17 protein-coding genes are annotated in these 20,460 nt (G+C 65.7%); 14 read left to right on the top strand and 3 right to left on the bottom strand.

Going from position 1 to position 20,460, the window contains the following annotated elements; translation table 11 throughout:
* Window positions 1-6 precede the first annotated feature (6 nt).
* Window positions 7-1,299 (top strand): NAD(P)/FAD-dependent oxidoreductase, encoded by a 1,293-nt coding sequence (locus ACQR1Y_RS03565; protein ID WP_434875400.1) that lies wholly within the window; start codon window positions 7-9, stop codon window positions 1,297-1,299.
* 21 nt (window positions 1,300-1,320) lie between these two features.
* Here ACQR1Y_RS03565 and ACQR1Y_RS03560 read toward each other — a convergent pair whose 3' ends face one another.
* Both ACQR1Y_RS03560 and ACQR1Y_RS03555 read right to left on the bottom strand, forming a co-directional pair.
* The gene (locus ACQR1Y_RS03560) at window positions 1,321-1,824 is read right to left on the bottom strand and encodes a DUF3455 domain-containing protein (RefSeq protein WP_434875401.1); all 504 of its coding nucleotides are present in this window, start codon (window positions 1,822-1,824) and stop codon (window positions 1,321-1,323) included.
* Between the two features lie 98 nt (window positions 1,825-1,922).
* Window positions 1,923-3,137, bottom strand: coding sequence for an NADP-dependent isocitrate dehydrogenase (locus tag ACQR1Y_RS03555; protein WP_006614518.1), 1,215 nt, complete (start codon window positions 3,135-3,137; stop codon window positions 1,923-1,925).
* A 299-nt stretch (window positions 3,138-3,436) separates the two neighbouring features.
* Between ACQR1Y_RS03555 and ACQR1Y_RS03550 the strand changes: the two genes are divergently transcribed.
* The 7 genes from ACQR1Y_RS03550 to ACQR1Y_RS03520 all read left to right on the top strand — a co-directional run bounded on the left by ACQR1Y_RS03550 (window position 3,437) and on the right by ACQR1Y_RS03520 (window position 13,101).
* On the top strand, window positions 3,437-4,636 hold the full coding sequence (locus ACQR1Y_RS03550; protein WP_434875402.1) for a TrmJ/YjtD family RNA methyltransferase: 1,200 nt from the start codon (window positions 3,437-3,439) through the stop codon (window positions 4,634-4,636).
* 219 nt (window positions 4,637-4,855) lie between these two features.
* Window positions 4,856-5,686 carry a tetratricopeptide repeat protein gene (locus tag ACQR1Y_RS03545; protein WP_434875403.1) on the top strand — a complete coding sequence of 277 codons (831 nt, stop codon included), beginning with the start codon at window positions 4,856-4,858 and terminating at the stop codon, window positions 5,684-5,686.
* A gap of 280 nt (window positions 5,687-5,966) precedes the next feature.
* Window positions 5,967-7,679 carry a C2 family cysteine protease gene (locus tag ACQR1Y_RS03540; protein WP_434858432.1) on the top strand — a complete coding sequence of 571 codons (1,713 nt, stop codon included), beginning with the start codon at window positions 5,967-5,969 and terminating at the stop codon, window positions 7,677-7,679.
* A 355-nt stretch (window positions 7,680-8,034) separates the two neighbouring features.
* Window positions 8,035-10,152 (top strand): type I secretion system permease/ATPase, encoded by a 2,118-nt coding sequence (locus tag ACQR1Y_RS03535; protein WP_434875404.1) that lies wholly within the window; start codon window positions 8,035-8,037, stop codon window positions 10,150-10,152.
* A gap of 10 nt (window positions 10,153-10,162) precedes the next feature.
* Window positions 10,163-11,581 carry an HlyD family type I secretion periplasmic adaptor subunit gene (locus ACQR1Y_RS03530; protein WP_434875405.1) on the top strand — a complete coding sequence of 473 codons (1,419 nt, stop codon included), beginning with the start codon at window positions 10,163-10,165 and terminating at the stop codon, window positions 11,579-11,581.
* Window positions 11,582-11,734: 153 nt separating this feature from the next.
* A complete protein-coding gene (locus ACQR1Y_RS03525) occupies window positions 11,735-12,853 on the top strand; it encodes a DUF2336 domain-containing protein (RefSeq protein ID WP_434875406.1) in 1,119 nt (372 codons plus the stop codon).
* 26 nt (window positions 12,854-12,879) lie between these two features.
* On the top strand, window positions 12,880-13,101 hold the full coding sequence (locus ACQR1Y_RS03520; RefSeq protein ID WP_434875407.1) for a hypothetical protein: 222 nt from the start codon (window positions 12,880-12,882) through the stop codon (window positions 13,099-13,101).
* A gap of 229 nt (window positions 13,102-13,330) precedes the next feature.
* Here ACQR1Y_RS03520 and ACQR1Y_RS03515 read toward each other — a convergent pair whose 3' ends face one another.
* The gene (locus tag ACQR1Y_RS03515; RefSeq protein ID WP_434875408.1) at window positions 13,331-14,023 is read right to left on the bottom strand and encodes a TetR/AcrR family transcriptional regulator; all 693 of its coding nucleotides are present in this window, start codon (window positions 14,021-14,023) and stop codon (window positions 13,331-13,333) included.
* A gap of 248 nt (window positions 14,024-14,271) precedes the next feature.
* Here ACQR1Y_RS03515 and ACQR1Y_RS03510 point away from each other — a divergent pair, with 248 nt between their 5' ends.
* The 6 genes from ACQR1Y_RS03510 (at window position 14,272) to ACQR1Y_RS03485 (ending at window position 20,444) form a co-directional block, all read left to right on the top strand.
* Window positions 14,272-14,814: an OsmC family protein gene (locus ACQR1Y_RS03510; protein WP_434875409.1), complete on the top strand. Its 543-nt coding sequence runs from the start codon at window positions 14,272-14,274 to the stop codon at window positions 14,812-14,814.
* 29 nt (window positions 14,815-14,843) lie between these two features.
* Window positions 14,844-15,965 carry an acyl-CoA dehydrogenase family protein gene (locus tag ACQR1Y_RS03505; protein WP_434875410.1) on the top strand — a complete coding sequence of 374 codons (1,122 nt, stop codon included), beginning with the start codon at window positions 14,844-14,846 and terminating at the stop codon, window positions 15,963-15,965.
* A 49-nt stretch (window positions 15,966-16,014) separates the two neighbouring features.
* On the top strand, window positions 16,015-16,890 hold the full coding sequence (locus ACQR1Y_RS03500) for a sulfurtransferase (RefSeq protein WP_434875411.1): 876 nt from the start codon (window positions 16,015-16,017) through the stop codon (window positions 16,888-16,890).
* Between the two features lie 96 nt (window positions 16,891-16,986).
* Complete coding sequence (locus ACQR1Y_RS03495; RefSeq protein ID WP_434875412.1) at window positions 16,987-18,369, top strand: ABC transporter substrate-binding protein; 1,383 nt, start codon at window positions 16,987-16,989, stop codon at window positions 18,367-18,369.
* A gap of 172 nt (window positions 18,370-18,541) precedes the next feature.
* Window positions 18,542-19,381, top strand: a complete 840-nt coding sequence (gene ntrB / locus ACQR1Y_RS03490) for a nitrate ABC transporter permease (RefSeq protein ID WP_434875413.1) — start codon at window positions 18,542-18,544, stop codon at window positions 19,379-19,381.
* Window positions 19,382-19,541: 160 nt separating this feature from the next.
* Window positions 19,542-20,444, top strand: coding sequence for an ABC transporter ATP-binding protein (locus ACQR1Y_RS03485; protein ID WP_434875414.1), 903 nt, complete (start codon window positions 19,542-19,544; stop codon window positions 20,442-20,444).
* Window positions 20,445-20,460: the final 16 nt, after the last annotated feature.

Genomic DNA, 20,460 nt, shown 5'->3' with positions numbered 1-20,460 from the left:
ACTGCCATGACAAATCCCGATCGCCTTCCGCTGCCGCCGTCGGTCTACGCCGTGACGGCTGTTGAGCCCGCGGCGACCCCGCCGCTCGACGTCGACAAGAACGTTTCGGTTGCGATCATCGGCGGCGGCTTTACGGGCCTGTCGACGGCGCTGCATCTGGCGGAGCAGGGCACCGACTGCGTGGTGCTCGAGGCGCAGGAGCCCGGCTGGGGCGCCTCCGGCAACAATGGCGGCCACACCAATCCCGGCCTCAAGCATGACCCGGACCAGATCGAGGCCGATTTCGGCACCGAGCTCGGCCGCCGCATGATCGACTTCGCCTACGGCACGACCAACTTCACCCACGACCTGATCCGCCGCTATCAGATCCCCTGCGAGGCCCGGCAGCAGGGCACGCTGCGCGCCGCCTATCATCCCGCGAGCGCCACGGCGATCGAGCGCACCGCCGAGCAGTGCATCCGCCGCGGTATGCCGGTCGAGCTGTATGACCGCGACAAGCTGCGCGAGGTCACCGGCAGCGACCGCTATGTCTGCGCCATGTTCGACGCGCGCGGCGGCGATCTGCATCCGCTGAACTACGCGCGCGGGCTGGCGCGGGCGGCGATCTCGGCCGGCGCCGCGGTCCATGGCGACACGCCGGCGCTGTCGTTGCGCCGCGACGGCACGCGCTGGCGGATCGAGACGCCGCGGGCGGTGGTGCACGCCGACAAGGTGCTGATCGCGACCAACGGCTTCACCGGGGATCTCTGGCCGGAGCTGCGCCAGACCGTGATTCCGGTGTTCTCCTCGATCGCAGCCACCGCGCCGCTGTCGGAGGATGTGGTCCGCGCGATCATGCCGACGCGCTCGGTGCTGTATGAGAGCGGGCACATCACGGTCTACTACCGCATCGACCAGAACAACCGCCTCTTGATGGGCGGCCGCGGCCCGATGCGCTGGATCAATTCGCCCGGCGACGTCGGCTATCTCATGCGCTATGCGGAGCGGCTGTGGCCGCAGCTCACCGGCGTGGCCTGGACCCATGGCTGGAACAGCCGGCTGGCCATCACCAAGGACCACTATCCGCATGTCCATGAGCCTGCCGATGGCATCCTGATCTCGCTCGGCTGCAATGGCCGGGGCGTGGCGCTGTCCACGGCGATGGGCGCCCAGCTCGCGCGTCGGCTGATTAGCGGGACCAAGGCGGAGATCGACATGCCCGTGACCGGCATCAAGCCGATCCCGCTGCACGGCCTGTGGCCCGTCGCCGTGACCGGTGCTGTCATCGCGGGACGGGTGCGGGACCGGCTCGGGCTGTGAGCCGGCCGCGCGTCGGCGGGCCTACTCCTTCTTCAGGAACACATAGTCGGCGGCGTAGGCCACACTGCGGAATTGTCCCGCGGTGTCGCAGGCGCCCTCGAGCTTGCCGCCGGCGGTGTTGATCCGCTGCACCGTGGTGACGTTGGCCAGGAGGCCGGAGCCTTTGTGCGCAGTGGCCGTGAGCTTGAGCCAGGGGATGTCGTTGTCGGTGGCGCCGATGGCGGTCCCGACGACGCGGCCGGTCACGCCCGAGCCGTCCTGATGCTCCCAGTTCGGCCCGGCGTAGTGCCGGCCGACGGTCTTGCCGCCATCAAACAACGTGGCGATCGGCTCGCGGAACGCCCAGGCGAGCTTGCCGTCCTTGTCGGTCTTGCACTCGTAGACCTGCGCGCCCTCGGCATGCAGCGTCAGCACCGGCTTCTCGCCGGCGGCCACGAGAGCATCGGGAATAGTGGTCTCGGCAGCCTGGACGGGGATGGAGACGGCGCCCAACAGGAGCAGCGACAAATTCGGGATCACGCGCATGGTCAAGTCCTCGAGGGTGGCGGCGGAAACGAAACGGGCCACGCTGGTGGCGCGGCCCGTTGATAGGTGACGAATTTGAAGGGCGAAAGTGGCGAAACTTACGCCGCCATCGCCTTGGTCAGGTTCTCGGCGATCTTATCGAGGAAGCCGGTCGTCGACAGCCAGCGCTGGTCGGCGCCGACCAGGAGCGCGAGGTCCTTGGTCATGTAGCCGGCCTCGACGGTGTCGACGCAGACCTTCTCCAGGGTGGAGGCGAACTTCGCCAGCTCGGCATTGTTGTCGAGCTTGGCGCGGTGCGACAGGCCGCGGGTCCAGGCGAAGATCGAGGCGATCGAGTTGGTCGAGGTCTCCTTGCCCTTCTGGTGCTCGCGGAAGTGGCGGGTCACCGTGCCGTGGGCGGCCTCGGCCTCCACCGTGTTGCCGTCCGGGGTCAGCAGCACCGAGGTCATCAGGCCGAGCGAGCCGTAGCCCTGGGCCACGGTGTCGGACTGCACGTCGCCGTCATAGTTCTTACAGGCCCAGACATAGCCGCCCGACCACTTCAGCGCCGCGGCGACCATGTCGTCGATCAGGCGGTGCTCATAGGTGATCTTCTTGGCCTCGAACTTGTCCTTGAACTCCTTGTCGAACACTTCCTGGAACAGGTCCTTGAAGCGGCCGTCATACACCTTGAGGATGGTGTTCTTGGTCGACAGGTACACCGAGTAGTTCTTGGCCAGGCCCATGTTGAACGAGGCGCGGGCGAAATCGACGATCGAGTCGTCGAGATTGTACATCTCCATCGCGATGCCCGGACCCGGCGCCTTGAACACCTCGCGCTCGATCACGGTGCCGTCCTCGCCGACGAACTTCATCGACAGCGTGCCCTTGCCGGGGAATTTGAAGTCGGTGGCGCGGTACTGGTCGCCATAGGCGTGGCGGCCGATGATGATCGGCTTGGTCCAGCCGGGGACGAGGCGCGGCACGTTCTTGCAGATGATCGGCTCGCGGAACACGACGCCGCCGAGGATGTTGCGGATGGTGCCGTTCGGCGACTTCCACATCTCCTTGAGGCCGAATTCCTTCACGCGGGCTTCGTCCGGGGTGATGGTGGCGCACTTCACGCCGACGCCGACCTTCTTGATCGCGTTGGCGGCATCGATCGTGATCTGGTCGTTGGTCTTGTCGCGGCTCTCCATCCCCAGGTCGTAATACTGCAGATCGATGTCAAGGAACGGGTTGATCAGCTTGTCCTTGATGTACTGCCAGATGATCCGGGTCATCTCGTCGCCGTCGAGTTCGACGACCGGATTGGTCACCTTGATTTTTGCCATGATCGATGGGGCCTTCTTGGGAACAGCGCGCCAGGAATGGAAAGCGCTTGTGAAATCAAGCGCGTCATAGCACTGCTGCACCGCGCACGGAAGCGCACCCGGTAGGCTCCCGGTGCTGATTTTCGCAGCCCGCTCATGCGGCGGGCAAGGGAGCGGGACCGGTCGCCTGCCATTTCGAGCAAACTGCAAAATTCCGGCTTAAGCCAATTATTTTGCTTGAGAATTCTTCTCCGCCGGGCCAACGGAGCGGGCAGGGCGCCGCAGCGGCGCTCATCTGACATGGAAGTTGAGGACCGATCGTGTCGGGGACCGACAAGACCAAGGCAGGAATTGAGATCGCAGGACCGGTGGTGATCCTGGTCGAGCCGCAGCTCGGCGAGAACATCGGCATGGCCGCGCGCGCGATGGGCAATTTCGCGCTGACCGAGCTGCGCCTGGTCAACCCGCGCGACGGCTGGCCGAACATCGCCGCCCAGCGGGCGGCGGCCGGGGCCGACCATATCATCGACCATGTCCGGCTGTTCGATACGCTGCCGCAGGCGATCGCCGACCTCGACCTGGTGTTCGCGACGACGGCGCGCTCCCACGACCAGGCCAAGCCGGTGATGGGGCCGGAGGCGGCCGCGAAGGAAATGCAGGGCCAGATCGCCGCCGGCGGCCGGGCCGGCATCCTGTTCGGCCGCGAACGGTCCGGGCTGACCAATGAGGAGGTCGCCCGCGCCAACCGCATCATCACCTATCCGGTCAATCCGGGCTTCGCCTCGCTCAACCTCGCCCAGGCCGTGCTGCTGATGGGCTATGAATGGTTCAAGCTGGTCACATCAGGCGCGCTGCCGTTTGCGATGCCCGAGCGCTCCGAGCGCGCCACCCAAGAGCAGCTGGAGGCGTTCTTCGAGAACCTCGTGCGCGAGCTCGACCGGGTCGAATTCCTGCGCCCGGCCGAGAAGCGCGAGACCATGCTGGTGAATTTGCGCAACATCTTCTTCCGGATGGAGCCGACGAAGCAGGACATGCATACGCTCCACGGCGTGATCATGGCGATCGCCGAGGGGCGGAAGGGTCCGGCCAAGGGCGGCGTGCTCGACAGCACGCAGGCGACGCGGCTGCGCGCGCTGATCGCCGAGCAGGGTACGGTCGCCAATCTGCCGGATTCGCGGGGATCGCTGCGCGGGCTGGCGCGGCTGCTCCGCCGCAATCCGACCGACGCTGAGCGCGCGCTGTGGCACGCGCTGTCCCGCGACCGCCGCTTCGCCGGCCAGTTCAAGCGCCAGACCCCGGTCGGCCGCCACATCCCGGATTTCGTCTCCTTCATCCATCGCCTCGCGATCGAACTGGTGGGCACCGACGAGAGCGAAGGCGTGGTGGCGGACCGCGCGCAGCGCAAGGCGTGGCTGGAGAGCCGCGACTATCGCGTGACCGAAGTGCGGACGGCGGATGTCGAGGCGGACCTGGAGGCCGAGCTGGTCAGGCTGCAGGTGCTGATTGCCGAGGCGAAGTAGCTGATCGTGTTTTCGCTTGGGTCTTGCCCGGCAGAATCGATCGCCTGTCCGCCTGCGACCCCACAACGATGACGGGATCATCATCTCGCTGCGAACGGACGACTCCGCGAAGCCGTTAACACCGGCTGAACGATGATCCGTGAATGCAATTACCGATTGTGGTTCGTCTCGTCGGCCCAGGTAACATCCCCGTACCACAACAACAACAGGGGGACACACATGGCGATGCGACGATGGTGCCTGCTCATAGGTCAGGCGCTGGTCATCTGTCTGATCTTCAACTTATCAGCGAACGCAGCTGCAGCGCGGTGCACGAACCGAGCGAACGTCGATTCGCGCATTGCCGGCTGCACGATCATGATCGAGCAGAGCAGGTCGGCGGCCGCGCAACTGATCAAGGCTCGTCTGGCGCGCGCCGGCGCTTATTTCAACAAGGGCGATCTGGATCATGCGATCGATGACTACAAGCAGGTGATCGCCGCTGCCTCGATCGATCCGCTCTCCGCCTTCAATCGCGTGACACACGATCTGCGCAGCCACGAGCCGCTGGCCTTGTCCGGCTCGGATCAGGCGTTGCGACGCGACAGCGACCGTGCGCGCGCCTATCGCGGGCTCGGAATCGCAAGCTTTCAGGCCGGCCTGCTGGAGCAGTCGCAAGACGGATTCAGGCGGCTCAGCGCGATCGATCCCGGCAATGCCGACACCGCCCTGTGGCTCGATCTGGCGCGCCGGCGCGCTGGCCATGCCAGCGAACTCGCCAGCCACGCGAGGCGGCTCGATATGCGCCATTGGCCCGCGCCGCTCTTGCGTCTGTATCTCGGGGAGGAAACGGTCGATGGTGTGCTTGCGGCAGCCGACCGCGGCGGGGGCGCGACACGACGGCTGCGGCGCTGTGAGGCAAGCTTCTTTGCCGGCGAGCTGATGCTGCAGCAGAACCGCGAAGCGGCAGCCATCAGGTTGATTGACCGGGCACTTGCCGAATGCCCGCCGGGGTCCGACATGCGATCCGTTGCGGGCGCGGAAGCGCGCGTTCTCAGCGTCGTACCTTGAACTGGATGGTGCAGGGCAGCCTCGACGCGCGAATGCTCATGGCTGGCGTCGCGCGCTCGAGCACGCCCATCGCACCCGGTACTAATACGGTCTCCGTATCATTTGCCGCCGATCCGTAAACTCCTACCGGGCGAACGGCGCTGGGATACAGCTGATCGCGACAAATTTCTAAAACTTGAACGGATCGCGCAGCTTTGCCGCAAGGCCTGATGCGAACGATGGCGGGACGATCGCGAAGGCGGTCACGACAAGTCCCATCGTTCACGGAGAGCCTCGACCAATGCCGATCCTGCCGCAGGGCCTACGCAAGCCGCAGACCGACCAGACCAGCGACCCGACCGGATTGTTCGAGACCGACACCTGGTTCACGCCCGACCTGACCAAGACGTGGCTGTTCACCCAGGCCCCCGCGACAGCGGCCGCGCCGCCTCCGGCGCCGGCTGCGGACCCGTCGGCCGGGATCGCGCTCTATGGCAATTTCTGCAGCGTCGCCGCGACCGTCACCACCGCGTCCAGCACGACCAAGAGCGTCACGACGCCGACGATCAGCACGACCGCCGTCGCTGCGACCACCGCGACCAAGAGCACCGTGCCGGCCTGGGTGAACACGCTCACCAACGCCCAGATCAAGGCCGACATGACGGCCGCGATCACCAACGGCACCGTCACCTATGCCGGACTGCTCAAGGTCTTCACCGACGTCGACGCGACGCTGGCTGCGACCAAGACCAAGCTGAGCGCCAGCCAGTTCGCCGACCTCAAGACGATCGCGGCCAACCTGAACAACGGCGTGTCGACGTCGAGCTACCTGACCTATGTCACGCAGGCATTCGTCAACGGCAACGCAGGGAACGCGACCTGGACCGGCGGCGCCGCGAGCTCGGTTGCGCTCGGCAATCTCGCGACCGGTTCGACCGAGCTGCAGTTCGCCGAACTGATCGGCAAATGGTTCCTCGGGACTGATTTGCCGTCGTCGAAGGTGATCCTCGGCAGCACGCAGTTCTCGGTCTCGTATTCGAACTCGACCAAGCCGCTGTTCTCGGCCGCCGGCGCCAGCATGAACGACATCAACCAGGGCTATCTCGGCGACTGCTACCTGCTCGCGGGCCTCGCCGAGGTAGCCTACAAGGAGCAGTCGGTCATCTCGTCGATGTTCACGAGCAACGGCAACGGCACCTATGGCGTGCGCTTCTACGTCAACGGCACCGCGCGCTACGTCACCGTCAACACCGCGCTCGCCAATGGCGGCACCATCTTCAACAATGGCGGCAGCGCGATCTGGGCGAGCCTCGCCGAGAAAGCCTATGCCGAGCTGCAGGCCAGCGGCGTCTACACTGGAAACTCGATCAATTACGGCAATTCCTACACCACGATCGGCAATGGCGGTGCCCCGCAGATCGCGCTGGAGGCGATCACCGGCGCGACCCAGATCACCGACTTCCGCGCCATGGGCGGCTCATGGGGCAAGGTGGTCTATAATTCGTCGTTCGGCGTGACGAACTATACCACCGGCAATTCGACCTCCGGCGTGCTCGCGACCATTGCGGCCAGCCTTGCGGCGGGCGACGACGTGATCCTGTCGTCCTACACCAACGCCAAGGATTCGACCGGCAAGACCACCCTGGTCGCCAACCATGCCATGTCGATCTACGGCTACAACAGCGCCACCGGCATGCTGCAGGTTCGCAACCCCTGGGGCTCGGCGGCCGGGCAGTATTGGCAGACCACGTTCGAGGTCAGCCTCGCGACGTTGCTTGCGGCCGGCGATACGATCACCATCGACAATGTCGGCGACGCCAAGAAGCTCGCGGCGAGCACCACCACGACGTCGTCGGGGCTGAAGCTCGTCTCCGACGCCAACGACCTCTCTGCGGCCGCATCCGGCTTCGTCCAGGCGATCGCCTCGCTCACGGACGGTGGCTCGTCGAACGTGGCGTTCACGCAAGGCCAGACCCTGCAGCAGCGCACGCTGGCGATGCCGATGGCGGCGTGATCCGCCGAAGGCAACCCCAGTCTCCGTCATTCCGGGGCATTCGCGCGCGAAATGGCAAAGCCATTTTGTGCGTGAATGAGCCCGGAATCCATAATCACAGAACGGTGTCGTGGAGCGAGATGCCCACCACGAGTGTACCTCAAAGCCGCTCCCTGTGGGTATGGGTTCCGGGCTCGCGCTGCGCGCGCCCAGGAACGACGCCAGACGTGATCTGCATGGGGAGATGACCAGGTCTTGCCGGCCCGTAGCGCCACGGATGCGTGCAGTCCCCGTTAAGCATCCGACTTAACGCCACGCGAACGCAGGTCCCGGAGGCTTGCGGCGGGGACGTCGGACCGAGAGGCGGGATCAGTCGATGCAGGCGTGTACGGATCAGGGCGCATGGGCGCTGGCGCTCTCGCTGCATCTGCTCGGCATCGTCGCCGATCCCGGGCGCATTCAGCATGAGGCCGGGCGAAGCGATGCGCTCTCCATCGATGATCTCCTGCGCGCGACTGCGCGCTTTCCGGTCAAGGCCAGGCTGATCACGTCCAAAGTTGCGCGGTTGAAGTCCACGCCGCTGCCGACGGTGGCCGTGCTCAGGGATGGCGGCTTTGCGGTGATCGGCAAGGTGACCGAGACCGGCGTGTTGATCCAGGGGCTCGCCGATGCCGGACCGCGCCTGCTGAGCTTTGCCGAGTTCGAAGCCGTCTGGTCCGGCCAACTCATCCTGATCGCCAAGCGCGCGGAGCTCTCCGACACCGCGCGCCGCTTCAATTTCGGCTGGTTCGTCGCCGCAATCGGAAAATATCGCCGCATCCTGATCGAGGTGCTGCTGGCGTCGTTCGTGATCCAGCTGTTCGGCCTGGCGACGCCGATGATCTTCCAGGTCGTGATCGACAAGGTGCTGGTGCATCGCGGCCTGTCGACCTTGGAGGTGATGGTCGCGGGCCTCGCGCTGATCGCGCTGTTCGAGGCCGTGCTGTCCGGCCTGCGTACCTATCTGTTCACGCACACCTCCAACCGCATCGATGTCGAGCTCGGCGCGCGGCTGTTCCGGCATCTGATGCGGCTGCCGCTGGCCTATTTCGAGAGCCGCCGCGTCGGCGACAGCGTCGCGCGGGTGCGCGAGCTCGAGACCATCCGGCAGTTCATCACCTCGTCCTCGATCACGCTGGTGCTCGATCTCGCCTTCGCCGCCGTCTTCATCGGCGTGATGTTCCTGTACAGCTCGACCCTGGCGTGGATCGTCTGCGGCACGCTGCCGGTCTATGCGCTGCTGTCGCTGGCGACGACGCCGGCGTTCCGCACCCGGCTCGACGAGAAATTCCGCCGCGGCGCCGAGAACCAGGCCTTCCTGGTCGAGAGCGTCACCGGCGTCGAGACCATCAAGGCGATGGCCGTCGAGCCCTTGATGCAGCGGCGCTGGGAGGAGCAGCTTGCGAGCTATGTCGGTGCGTCGTTTTCTGCGTCGCAGATCGGCAATTGGGCGAGCCAGGCCGCGGGCCTGCTCAACAAGGGCATCGGCGCGCTGACGCTCTTTGTTGGCGCCGGCCTCGTGATCGCCAACAGGATGACGGTCGGCGAACTCGTCGCTTTCAATATGCTGGCCAACCAGGTGTCGGGTCCGGTGTTGCGGCTGGTCCAGGTCTGGCAGGATTTCCACCAAGTGCGCCTGTCGGTGGAGCGGCTCGGCGACATCCTCAACACGCCGGTGGAGGCGAAGAGCGGCGGCGCCGAGCAGAACCTGCCTCCGCTGGACGGCGCGATCGAGTTCGAGCGCGTCACCTTCCGCTATGGCCTCAACACCCAGCCGGTGCTGCGCGAGGTCTCTCTCAAGATCGGGGCAGGGCAGGTGGTCGGCATCGTCGGTCCCTCCGGCTCCGGCAAGAGCACGATCGCCAAGCTGGCGCAGCGGCTGTACCAGCCGGAAGCCGGCCGCGTGCTGGTCGACGGCATCGACACCGCGGTGCTCGATCCGTCCTGGCTGCGGCGGCAGATCGGCGTCGTGTTGCAGGAGAACGTGCTGTTCAACCGCTCGGTCCGCGACAACATCGCGCTCGCCGATCCCGCGCTGCCGATGGAGAAGATCGTGGAGGCGGCGAAGCTCGCCGGCGCGCACGAGTTCATCTGCCGGATGCCGCAGGGCTACGACACCGTGATCGGTGAGCGCGGCGTGTCGCTGTCCGGCGGCCAGCGCCAGCGCATCGCGATCGCGCGCGCGCTGGTGGGCGATCCCCGCATTCTCATCTTCGATGAGGCGACTTCGGCGCTCGACTACGAATCCGAGAGCATCATCCAGGCCAATATGCGCGACATCGTGCGCGGCCGCACCGTGCTGATCATCGCGCACCGGCTGTCGACGGTGCGCAGCGCCGACCGCATCCTGACCATCGAGAACGGCGTCATTGTCGAGGATGGCACGCACGACCAGCTGGTGGCCGGCGGCGGCCGCTATGCGACCCTGCACCGAATCCAGTCCGCGGGCCGCTGAGGAGAGGGCGATGAGCACACCTGCAAGCCTCCTGCGTGGCCTGTCCTTCGGCGGCAAGACCTCTGAACAGGAGTTTCTGCCCGCAGCCCTCGAAATCACCGAGACGCCGCCCAATCCGCTCGGGCGCATTACCGCGCTGGCGCTGTGCACCGTCACCTTCGCCGCGCTCGGCTGGGCCGTGCTCGGCAAGGTCGACATCGTCGCCGTCGCCAGCGGCAAGGTGATCTCGCATACCCGCACGCAGGTGGTGCAGCCGTTCGAGACCGCGAGCGTCAAGGCCGTGCTGGTGCAGCCCGGCCAGCGCGTGCGCGCCGGCGATGCGCTGATCGAGCTCGACAAGACGGCGGTGACGGCGGAGGCCGACCGCGCCCGCAGCGATTTGATCGCGAGCCTGCTCGACGAGGTCCGGCTGGCGGCGTTTCTCGATGGCGTGAAGAGTGGACCGTTCGAACTGGTGGTCGGCGCCGAGCCGCTCGACCGCGCCCGCGCCCAGGCGCAGCTCACCGCGCAGGTTGCGATGCGCGCCAGCCAACTGGCGGCGTTGGCGCAGGAGCGCGCCCAGCATGTCGCCGAGCGCGAGGCGTTGCAGCAGACGGTCGCCAAATATGAGCAGACGCTGCCGATGGTGACGCAGCGCGCGGACATCCGCATCAAGGCCAGCGAGATCGGCAATGCCTCGATCATCGCGCGGCTGGAGAGTCAGCAGCTCCTGGTGGAAACCCGCGCGGAGCTCGAGATCAACAAGGCCAAGATCATTGCGCTCGATGCGACCATCGCCGGGCTCGATCAGAAGATCGCCGCCACCGAGGCCGACATGCGCGACAAGGCGATGCGCGATCTCGCGACCGCGCGCGAGCGCGCCCGCGCCGCCGGCGAAGCGCTGACCAAGGCCACCCGTCGCGCCGAGTTGCAGACCCTGCGCGCGCCGATCGACGGCACCGTGCAGCAGATGCACGTCGCAGCGGCCGGAGCCGTGGTGACCCCAGCGCAGCAACTGCTGTCCGTCGTGCCCGACGACGACCGGATCGAGGTCGAGGCGGTGGTCGAGAATCGCGACGTCGGCTTTGTCGAGGCCGGCCAGCGCGTCGAGCTGAAGGTCGATGCCTTTCCGTTCACGCGCTATGGCCTGCTCGGCGGCAGGGTGACCTCGGTCGATCGCGATGCCGAGGCCGCTCCGGTCAATTCCAGCGGCGTGCAGGGCACCGAGCGCCAGGCCGACCAGACCGACCGCGTCGAGGCCAGCGAGCGGCTGCGCTACATGGTCCACATCGCGCTTGATCGCGCGACCCTCGACGTCGATGGCCGCGCGGCGGCGCTGGTGCCGGGCATGTCGGTCAAGGCCGAGATCCTGACCGGCAAGCGGCGCATCATCGATTTCCTGCTGGCGCCCTTGCGCGAACATGTCCACGACGCCATGCGTGAGCGCTGAGCCTGCGGCCGAGCCGTCATGCTTAATACGCCCCGGCGTATTTGAGCAAAAATGCCCGGTCAAATCTGCCGGGCATCGCTTACGGAACGCTCGTGCTTTGACGGTATAGTTGGCAGCATACCTTTCCTCATTGCGGCGTGACGGCTCATCATCATGAACGAGACCAAATCGGTATTGCGCGACCTCGAAGACGCGATTGCGCGTGGGACGGCCGACAGCCGCGAGCGGGCGCTGTGGCATGCGACCGATCTGCTGCTTGCCGGCCGCTATTGCGAGGAGGAGATTTCGACCTTCGGCGAGGTGATCGGCCGGCTCGCCGACGAGATCGAGGTCGAGGCGCGCGCCAAGCTCGCCGATCGTCTCGCCAGGATCGAGTATTCGCCCGCCAGCGTGATCCGCAAGCTCGCCTTCGACGACGAGATCTGGGTCGCCGGCCCGGTGCTGCGCGAGTCCGAGCGGCTCGATGACGCCGCGCTGGTCGAGAATGCCAGCACCAAGAGCCAGGCGCATCTGCTCGCCATCGCCGAGCGCAAGTCGCTGAGCCCCGAGGTGACCGACGTGCTGGCGCGGCGCGGCGACCGCGAGGTCGCCACCGCAGTGGCGCGCAACCACGGCGCCCAGTTCTCAGGCTCCGGCTTCCTGCACATGGTCAAGCGCGCCGAGAACGACTCCATCCTGGCGGAGCATCTCGGTCGTCGCCTCGACATCCCGCGCCATCTGTTCCAGCAACTGATCGCCAAGGCGTCGGACGATGTCGGCAAGCGGCTGGCGAGCGAGCGCCCGGAGCTGATGGGCGAGATCGAGAGCTCGGTCGCCAACATCGCCGGCGATCTGCAATCGAAGTTCGGACCCGGCTCGCGCAACTACTTCGTCGCCAAGCGCACCGTGACGATTCAGCATCGCCTCGGCAATCTGCAGGAGAGCACGATCGCCGGTTATGCGACGGCGCACAAGGTCGACGAGGTCACGATCGGCCTGTCGCTGCTGTCGGGCCTGCCTGTCGACGTCGTCGACCGCGCGCTGTTCGACCGCAACCGCGAGATGCTGCTGATGCTGGCCAAGGCGCTCGGTTTTTCGTGGGACACGATGATGGCGCTCGCTTTCCTCGGCGCCCGCGAGCACAAGATGACGGCCGGCGAGCTGGACGACCTGGAGCGCGACTACATCCGGCTTCAGACCCAGACGTCGCGCAGCGTGCTCGAATTCTACCAGACGCGAAAGAATGCCGGAAAATCCGGCGTCAAGCATGCGCCACGGGCCGTGGCGCATTGAGGCCCAAGCGAGAGAGGTGACCGCGGATGAATGGCATGGGACTTCATCTCCACAGCGGGCGAGGGCACGGTGGCCGCGACGCCGTGGACCGCGCCGCGGTCGATGCCGCCTGGCACGTTCTCGAAGCCGCCAATGAGCTCGGCGATGAGGCCACCGTCGCCGCCTGCCGCCGCATCATCGATGCGGGCCTCAATGGCGCGGGCGCTGACGAGGCCGATCTGCAGCGCGTGGCGAATTATTTCCGGTAGGTCTCGCCTCGGCCTTCCCTAAACGGCCGGACCCGCGCGGCCCCACGATCCGCGTAAGCAAGGCACGATCTCGCCTCGTCATTGCGAGCGCAGCGAAGCAATCCAGGGTGGTGAGCGGGACTCTGGATTGCTTCGCTGCGCTCGCAATGACGCGCCGAAATAGCTCTCCTCAAACGAACAGCTCGTAGCCGAGATAAAAGCGTGACGTAACGGCTACGTTGAGATTGGCTCACACCGCCGCAAGCTGCGGATCTGCTTTTCCAGCGCGCCTGGCCGTCTTGTGCTTCGCCGGCTCGAACAATGCGCTCGCCGCGATTCCCGCCGTATCGGCGACATCAGGATTGCGCGACACCATGGCGGCGACGATCGCGCCGTCGATCAGCAGCGCCAGCTGATGCGCAAAACTCTCCGGCTCCGCCGCGCCCATTTCGCGAGCCAGCTTTTCGATATGCGCCAGCACCACCTTCTTGTGGCGCAGCGCGATGGTGCGAAACTGCTTCTGGTCCTTGTCGTGCTCGCCGACCGCGTTGATGAAGGGGCAGCCGTAGAACCGCTCCTCGCTGAACCAGCTCTTCAGCGCCGGGAAGATGCGGGCGAGCTTGGTTTCGGCATCGCCGCCGCCGCTCTCCATCGCGCCGATGAACCATTCACGCCACTGCCTGCCTTCGCTTTCGAGCACGGCGGTGACGAGCGCGGTCTTCGATCCGAATAGTTTGTATAGCGTGGTCTTGGCCGTGCCGGCCTCGCTGATGATGGCGTCGATGCCGGTGGCGTTGATACCGTTCTTGCAGAACAGATGCGTCGCCGCGCCGAGCAGGCGGCCGCGCGCCGACTCGTCATCACCAGCGGCGATCGGTCGCGCGACCGCCTGCTTCTTGGCTGAGTGTTTGCCCGCGGCCGGCTTGATCTCTTTCTTGCCCATGCGCGCAAGCTTATGCGCTGTGCGCGTGAGTCAGCAAGGCCGCTGATGCGGATGAGGCAGCGCTGCGCTCAATTTCATCGCTGATGGCAGCACTCTGCATGGCGCTTGGGCAGGCGAGGGCGCGCCAGATCCCGCCATCTTCTTCTAAGCCGCGAGGATCATTCCGCCTTTTGATTTCCCTGGTCCCTGGCACGCTTCGTGCAGGAAACAGACCGTTCGGTATCCTCGATCCCAGGGAGAGAAAAGAGATGACCGCTGTGGTTCAGAAGACGGCGCTGACGGGCTGCCTTGCCCCTATCGACAAAGGCGGGCTCGAACAGCTCATCGCCAACGGCAAGGCCAACCCCAAGGTCATCAAGACCCTGAAGTGCAAGACCGTCGCGGAGGGCAAGTTTCGCCACGCCAACTACATCCGCAACCTTGCGCCCTACATCGTCGACGAGCCGCCGGGGCTGCTCGGCGACGACACCGCGCCGAATCCGTCGGAAGCCTCGCTCGCCGCGCTCGGCTCGTGCCTCGCGGTCGGCCTGCACGCCAACGCCGTGCATCGCGGCTGGATCGTCAACAAGCTCGAGCTGGAGCTCGAGGGCGATCTCAACATCACCGCGGTCTGGGGCACGGGCGACGTGTCCGAGAAGCCCGTCGGCTTCACCGACGTGCGCGTCAAGGTCGACATGGAATGCGAGGGCATCTCCAAGGACGAGGTCCAGGCGCTGATCGATCACGTCAAGAAGTGGTCGCCGGTCGCCAACACCTTCACGCGCCCGGTCAATCTCGAAGTCGGGATCTGATCTGACCACGCGCAGCGGAGGGCGTCATCATGGGTTCACTCGGACAGCATCTGGCGGTCGATGGGGCGGGCGTGATGCCCGTCGCGTCGACCGTGGAGGAGGTGGCGGCGATCGCGCGCAACGAGCTCGCGCCGCTGGCCTCTGGCATCGACGCCGGCACGGTGTACCCGGCTGACGTGCTCCGCCGCTTCGGCGAGGTTGGCGCTTGGAGCAGCCATGTGCCGGAAGATGGCGCAGCCGATCTCAACTGCGCCATCGGCTCCATCGCGGCGATCGGCGAGGTCTGCGGCGCCTCCGCCTTCATGGCGTGGTGCCAGAACACGCTGGTCTGGTACATCGCCAATTCGAGCAATGCGGCGCTGAAGGATCGTCTGCTCGACGATGCCGCCAGCGGCAAGCTGCTCGGCGGCACCGGGCTCTCGAATCCGATGAAGAGCTTCTTCGGCATCGAGAAGCTCAAGCTGAAGGGGCGGAAGGTCGAGGGCGGCTATGTCGTGCGCGGCGCGCTGCCCTGGGTCTCCAACCTCGGGCCGGACCACATGTTCGGCACGATCTTCGAACGCGAGGATGCGCCCGGCGAGATCGTGATGTTCGTGGCCGACTGCGCTGATCCGGCGGTCACCTTGCAGCCGTGCCAGCCGTTCCTCGCCATGGACGGCACCGGCACCTACGGCATCCAGTTTCGCGATTTGTTCGTGCCGGATGATCTGATCCTCGCCGATCCAGCAGGGCCGTTCGTCAAGAAGATCCGCGCCGGCTTCATCCTGCTGCAGGCCGGCATGGCGCTCGGCCTGATCAAGGACTGCATCAAGATCATGCAGGAGGTCGAGGCGCCGCTCGGCCACGTCAACCGCTATCTGCCGCAACAGCCGGTCGACTTCAGCGCGCTCGCCGACGAACTCGCCAGGGAGACCGCTGCACTCGCCAGTGATCCCTACAACACCGACGAGACCTACTGGCGCAAGGTGGTCGCGCTGCGCCTGCGGGCGGGCGAGGCCAGCGTCGCCGCCGCTCACGCCGCGATGCTCCATTGCGGGGCGCGCGGCTACATCAAGGGCAATCGCGCCGAACGTCGCCTGCGCGAGGCCTATTTCGTCGCGATCGTCACCCCCGCGACCAAGCAGCTCCGCAAGATGCTCGCCGACGGCTGACGCCGGCGAGAACGGCAAACAACGAAGTTTAGACCAGGAGAGGCCTGCCATGACGGACGTACTGATTACTGCCGGCGAACTCGCTGACTTCATCAAGACAGAGCCGTGTGTCGTCATCGACACCCGTAATCCCGATGCCTACGCTGCGGGCCATCTTCCCGGCGCCGTCAACGTCCATGAGATCTTCACCTATCTCGCGACGTCGACCCCGGAGGGTATCGAGGAGCTGAAGACCAAGTTCGCCGACGCGTTCGGCGCCGCCGGCCTGTCGGGCGCGGAGACCGCCGTGGTCTACGAGCAGTCGATGAACTCCGGCTTCGGCCAGTCGTGCCGCGGCTACTTCCTGCTCACCATGCTCGGCTATCCCAAGGTCAAGGTGCTGCACGGCGGCTATGACGCCTGGGCCGCGGCCGGCCTTCCGGTCACCACCGATGTGCCGTCGCCGGCCAAGGCTTCGTTCAAGATCGTGCCGGAGGCGGGCAGCATCCTGATCGATGCGAAAGCCATGCTCGCTGCCGTCGGCAATCCGGCGATCGCGATCCTCGACGTCCGCGACGTCGACGAGTGGATCGGCGATTCCTCCTCGCCCTACGGCAAGGACTTCTGTCCGCGCAAGGGCCGCATCCCCGGCGCCGTCTGGCTCGAATGGTACCGGATGATGAAGCCGACCGGCGAAGGCCCGCGCTTCAAGTCGAAGGACGAGATCCTCGCCGAATGCGCCACCGTCGGCATCACCCAGGACACGCCGGTCTATCTCTACTGCTTCAAGGGCGCGCGCGCGTCGAACACGTTCCTGGCGCTGAAGAACGCCGGCGTGAAGGATGTGCGGATGTATTTCGGCTCGTGGAACGAGTGGTCGCGCGATCCATCCCTGCCGATCGAAGAAGGTCTGCCGATGCCGGCTCTGACCAGCAAAGCGGCATAGAAGCTGCATGAGATGCACGTCCGGCCGCTGAAAAACGCGGCCGGATGAGCAGTTTGAAGGCGCTGATAGCGCAGGTGTGACAAAGGGGCGCAGCACATGTCGATTTTCGATGATCCGTTCGATGCCGAGTCCGGGGTGAATGCCGGTTGTATCTGCGGCGAGCATCGCAGCCCGGCCGAGCATGAGCACGCCATGGCGCTGCGCTGCGAGCCGGTCGTCGACAGCGACGAGAAGCGCTACGAGAACGTCGTCGCGTCCGCCGTGCTGCGCGCCGTGTTCCCGGAAGTGACCACGCGCCGCGCGTTCCTGAAGACGGTCGGCGCCGCCACGGCGCTTGCGGCTGTTTCTCAGTTCTTCCCACTGAAGACCGCGACCGAAGCGTTCGCGCAGGCCGGCACGCCCGAGAAGAAGGATCTCAAGGTCGGCTTCATCCCGATCACCTGCGCGACGCCGATCATCATGGCCGCGCCGCTCGGCTTCTATGGCAAGGCTGGCCTGAACGTCGAGGTGGTCAAGACCGCCGGCTGGGCCGTGATCCGCGACAAGACCATCAACAAGGAATACGACGCCGCGCACATGCTGGCGCCGATGCCGATCGCGATCTCGCTAGGGCTCGGCGCGCAACCGATCCCGTTCACCGTGCCCGCGATCGAGAACATCAACGGGCAGGGCATCGTGCTGTCGATGAAGCACAAGGACAAGCGCGACCCGAAGGACTGGAAGGGACTGAAATTCGCGATTCCGTTCGACTATTCGATGCATAATTACCTGCTGCGCTACTATCTCGCGGAGCACGGCATCGATCCCGATACCGACGTGCAGCTTCGCTCGGTGCCGCCGCCGGAAATGGTCGCCAATCTCCGGGCCGACAACATCGACGGCTTCCTCGCCCCCGACAACATCTGCCAGCGCGCGATCTATGACGGCGTCGGCTTCCTGCACCTCCTCTCGAAGGAGATCTGGGACGGCCATCCCTGCTGCAGCTTCGCCGCCAGCCGCGAGTTCATCACGACGGCGCCGAACAGCTTTGCCGCGCTGACCCGTGCCATCGTCGATGCCACCGCCTATGCGTCCAAGGCCGAGAACCGCAAGCAGATCGCGGAGGCGATTGCGCCGGCCAACTACATCAACGCGCCGGTGACCGTGCTGGAGCAGGTGCTGACCGGCACCTATGCCGACGGTATCGGTGGCGTGAAGACCGACCCGAAGCGCGTCGATTTCGATCCGTTCCCGTGGCAGTCCTTCGCGGTGTGGATGCTGACCCAGATGAAGCGCTGGGGCCAGATCAAGGGCGATGTCGACTACAAGGCGGTCGCCGAGCAGATCTATCTCGCCACCGACACCCGCAAGGTCATGACCGAGATGGGGCTGACGCCGCCGAAGGATTCCTACAAGTCGTTCTCGGTGATGGGCAAGAGCTTCGATCCGACCAAGCCGGACGACTATGTCGCGAGCTTCAAGATCAAGAAGGCGTCGTGATGGGAGCAGCGCTGTCGGCCTCGCCAATGGTGTCGTCCCGGCGAACGCCGGGACCCATACGCCGTGACCTGTCGTGGGGCAGGGCTGGTGGAGAATATCTTATCCATCCATCGGATTCGGTGGTTATGGATCCCGGCGTTCGCCGGGATGACGGCGGCAGGTGGGGCTGCTGATGACCACCTCACTCCGGCTGCGCGCCGCCGTCGTCTCGATCGTCCTTCTCGCCGTGTTCCTCGGCGCCTGGCATCTTGCCACGCGCAGCACCGGCACGGCCGCCAACATGAGCCCGGAATACGCCAAGCTGATGGGCATGACCGCCACCCAAGGCAAGTCCGCCATGCCCGGGCCGCTCGATGTCGGCGCCAAGCTGTGGGAGCATTTGAAGCGGCCGTTCTACGACAACGGCCCCAACGACAAGGGTCTCGGCATCCAGCTCGCCTACTCGATCGGGCGTGTCATGCTGGGCTATCTGATCGCGGTCGCCATCGCGATTCCGCTCGGCTTCCTGATCGGCATGTCGCCCTTGATGAGCAAGGCACTGGATCCGTTCATCCAGATCCTCAAGCCGATCTCGCCGCTCGCCTGGATGCCGCTGGCGCTCTACACCATCAAGGATTCCAGCCTGTCGGCGATCTTCGTGATCTTCATCTGCTCGGTTTGGCCGATGCTGATCAACACCGCCTTTGGTGTGGCGAGTGTGCGGAAGGAGTGGATCAACGTCGCGCGAACGCTCGAAGTCGGGAATTTGCGCCGCGCCTTCACCGTGATCCTGCCGGCGGCGGCGCCGACGATCCTGACGGGCATGCGGATCTCGATCGGCATTGCCTGGCTCGTGATCGTCGCGGCCGAGATGCTCGTCGGCGGCACCGGCATCGGCTACTTCGTCTGGAACGAGTGGAACAACCTGTCGATCACCAATGTGATCATCGCGATCCTGCTGATCGGCGTCGTCGGCATGGTGCTGGACCAGCTCCTCGCCCGCGTCTCGCGGCTCGTGACGTTTCCGGAGTAGGGCGCATGATCGGGCAAGCTGCTGCAACGGGCGCGACTCTGTTCCCCTCCCCCTTGCGGGGAGGGGTTAGGGGTGGGGGTGCCACAAGCGAGAGTCTTTGTGGAGGACCCCCCTCCCTGACCCTCCCCCACAAGGGGGGAGGGAACGGAGAGACCGCGTCATGAGCGACAAATTCATCTCGATCGAGGGCATTGCCAAGCGCTATGACGGCGCGCGGAGCACGACGATCTTCGAGAACCTCTGGCTCGGCATGACCAGGGGCGAGTTCGTCTGCGTGATCGGGCATTCCGGTTGCGGCAAGACCACGGTGCTCAACATCCTGGCCGGGCTCGATGCGCCGAGCGAGGGCGTGGTCGTCGTCGACGGCCAGGCCATCGAAGGGCCGAGCCTCGACCGTGCCGTGATCTTCCAGAGCCATGCGCTGCTGCCGTGGCGGACGGTGCTCGGCAACGTCGCTTATGCGGTCTCGTCGAAATGGCGCAAATGGGATCGCGCCAAGGTCAAGGCGCATGCGCTGAAATATATCGAGCTCGTCGGTCTCGCCGGCTCCGAGCACAAGCGTCCCTCGGAGCTGTCCGGCGGCATGAAGCAGCGCGTCGGCATCGCGCGGGCGCTGTCGATCACGCCGAAGATCATGCTGATGGACGAGCCGTTCTCGGCGCTCGATGCGCTGACGCGCGGCACCTTGCAGGACGAGGTCCGGCGCATCTGCGTCGAGACCGGGCAGACCGTGTTCATGATCACCCACGACGTCGACGAGGCGATCTACCTCGCCGACAAGATCGTGCTGATGACCAATGGCCCCGGTGCGGTGCTGGCCGAGATCGTCGAGAACCCACTGCCCAAGGACCGGCTGCGCGGCGATCTGCACCGCCATCCGCTGTACTATTCGCTGCGCAACCACATCATCGATTTCCTGGTCAGCCGCAGCAAGACCTTCACCGCGGAGACGCCGGACCATGATCCGCGCAAGGTGCCGGTGGTGAAGATCGGCCGCACCGAGCCGACGATCGTCGCGTCCAAGCCGGCCGACACCGACGCGCCGCAGGCGGCGGCGCGCTGACGCTCAGAAGAAACCC

Origin of the sequence: Bradyrhizobium sp. HKCCYLRH3099 (assembly GCF_051167855.1) — a bacterium.
Taxonomy (GTDB): domain Bacteria; phylum Pseudomonadota; class Alphaproteobacteria; order Rhizobiales; family Xanthobacteraceae; genus Bradyrhizobium.
Note: the sequence above shows the minus strand (reverse complement) of the source record. Positions and strands in the feature narration are given on the sequence as shown.